1 protein-coding gene is annotated in these 443 nt (G+C 36.6%); it reads left to right on the top strand.

The genetic code is table 11. From position 1 onward, the window contains the following. Positions 1-36 precede the first annotated feature (36 nt). Positions 37-443: recombinase family protein (locus J1M39_RS11795; protein ID WP_241254155.1), on the top strand; the 407-nt coding region annotated here is incomplete at its 3' end.

Here is a 443-nt window from a genome sequence, read left to right as displayed (position 1 = left end):
GTTCATATCTTAAGCGTTCATGATGGCTACTTCGACATGGATAAAGCATTCGATCGGCTCAAACTCAATATTTTCATCAGCTTGGCCGAACTAGAATCTGATAATATAGGCGAACAAGTCAAAAATGGAATCAAAGAAAAAGCGAGACAAGGTAAACTAATTACAACACATGCGCCCTTTGGGTATCACTATCATAATGGTACTTTCACGATAGACACAGTAAAGTCACCAACAGTAAAAGCTGTGTTCAATTATTACCTTCAAGGTTATGGTTATAAAAAAATTGCGCAATACTTAGAAGCTGATGATAACTTCATTAATCGCAAGCCTTATCAAGTGCGTAATATTATCCTCAATCCTAATTACTGTGGCCGTGTTATCAATCAATACGGACAATATGAAAACATGTTCCCAGCTATTGTCAGTACAACGATATACGAAGA

It is taken from the genome of Micrococcus sp. KRD077 (assembly GCF_017168505.1).
GTDB lineage: Bacteria > Actinomycetota > Actinomycetes > Actinomycetales > Micrococcaceae > Micrococcus > Micrococcus luteus.
This window is presented reverse-complemented; position numbering and strand designations above follow the sequence as displayed.